The 1,608-nt window shown below is 39.6% G+C and carries 2 protein-coding genes and 1 pseudogene; all 3 read right to left on the bottom strand.

The genetic code is table 11. From position 1 onward, the window contains the following. Positions 1-34: 34 nt before the first annotated feature. Complete coding sequence (locus OXT66_RS09550; protein ID WP_069360301.1) at positions 35-433, bottom strand: hypothetical protein; 399 nt, start codon at positions 431-433, stop codon at positions 35-37. An 18-nt stretch (positions 434-451) separates the two neighbouring features. Then, positions 452-1,321 carry a conjugal transfer protein TrbL family protein gene (locus tag OXT66_RS09545; RefSeq protein ID WP_069360302.1) on the bottom strand — a complete coding sequence of 290 codons (870 nt, stop codon included), beginning with the start codon at positions 1,319-1,321 and terminating at the stop codon, positions 452-454. 24 nt (positions 1,322-1,345) lie between these two features. Beyond that, positions 1,346-1,608: pseudogene (locus OXT66_RS09540) on the bottom strand (conjugal transfer protein); the annotation flags it as partial.

The raw sequence follows: 1,608 nt of genomic DNA, 5'->3' as shown, positions 1-1,608 counted from the left end.
GTTTTTCAGCTAAGATAACAGTGGTCATGTTCGTTCACTCCTTATGATTCAGTTTTTGTTCTAATTCTTTTTTGCCTTGGTTCGCACTATCCAACCAGGCTTGTTTTCTAAGTGCTTGCATGTCCTCTTGTTTGACCTGCTCATAAGCCTGTTGACGTTCCTTTAAGCAATCTTTGTAAGCTTTATGTTCACTTTTAGCTCCGCTTCTTAGAATCATGACTAGGCCACTGCCACCCACTAGCAAAACGATTACTTCAAGCCACAGGCAAGCTAAAACTTCATATAGAACTAGCAACCCTCCCATAACGATGACGAACCATTCTAGTGATCGATACAGATAGTAGAAGATCAAGTGGTCAAGTGGATTTCCTTTAAAAACATTGACATGCGAATCAACTCGCCACTTCGTTTTTATTTTTTCTCGCCATTTCATTTGAGTAACCTCCTCCAATTAATGCTTCATTCTATTCTTTAACATTCTCATAGCTCCCGCTAAGCCACCTTTAGTAGCACCAGTTGAGCTCCAAAAATCTTCGATAGCCTTTGGTGTGTGCAATACCAGCCAACCCATACCGATGGATAAAGCAAAAGCTCCTATTCCATTACTACCCCAATGAGTAACTCCCCAAACACATAGGGTCATTGATAACACTTGTGAGAGCATAGAAGCATTTAGATAAATTAGCTTTTTCCACCATGTGCCACTATAATCCCAAGTTTCGGTTGCGATACTGATGGCCGCAAAGGGAATAGTTAAATAAAACCAGGCCATATCGGCCATGAAGATACACATTTTAAAGAAGAAGAATACCGTCACGATTGCAAAGAAGCCTAACAATATCAGAGACATAATTGATCCTATTGCTAATGTTCCACCAATGTTTTTTGACCCGATAATCATCGAAGCTGTGTACTTACTATTCATTGAAAACATAAATTTACCGAGCGGAAACACGATTGCTTTAAGTAAAAAGCCTTGTAAAAAGACCATGACAGGGATTGCGGCAGCTGATTTGAGACTGTCCATCACAATATTTGCCCAAGTAACATCGGTACTCTCGTCAGCTTCTTTTAGCAAAGTTCCTACAATTCTTCCCAATACAACAACGACCACTAGGGACGTCGCAAAAGTAAGAAAGATTGCATACCATTGATCTAGGACGGTTTCATGTTGACCAATTTGATCGAAAATAGCTCTGCACCATGATGTTATACCATTCATGGCCCCACTAAAAACGCCTTTAAGCCATTCATTAATAGCACCCGAAATTTTATCGCCTAAGACACTTGCTAAAACTGGGTGAAAGTAAAAACTTTTCATATTTTAACTCCCCTTTCCTATTCATTATCCAAGCATTTTCTTATGTCTAGACTCTAATTCTTGATCGATATTGTCCTGCAATTTGTCTTCTTCGTCATCGGTTGTCTGATCGTCTTTTTTGACCTGGTGCTGTGCTTTAACTGTCTGATTCCATTTTTCTACTTTATTCTTAAAGTTGGTTTCTTGACTGGCTTCTGGTTGGCCTTGATAATCGTTCTGTGACAAGTTAACCAAATGATCGGCTCCTGGAAATAGTTTAAATTGGAACGCTTTTGTCGCCTTGACTG

This window comes from Lentilactobacillus senioris (assembly GCF_026798195.1).
Classification (GTDB): domain Bacteria; phylum Bacillota; class Bacilli; order Lactobacillales; family Lactobacillaceae; genus Lentilactobacillus; species Lentilactobacillus senioris_A.
Note: the sequence above shows the minus strand (reverse complement) of the source record. Positions and strands in the feature narration are given on the sequence as shown.

Coding starts and splice junctions, on each gene's coding strand:
- OXT66_RS09550 (WP_069360301.1), bottom strand. CDS start 433: ATGAAATGGCGAGAAAAAATAAAAACGAAGTGGCGAGTTGATTCGCAT.
- OXT66_RS09545 (WP_069360302.1), bottom strand. CDS start 1,321: ATGAAAAGTTTTTACTTTCACCCAGTTTTAGCAAGTGTCTTAGGCGAT.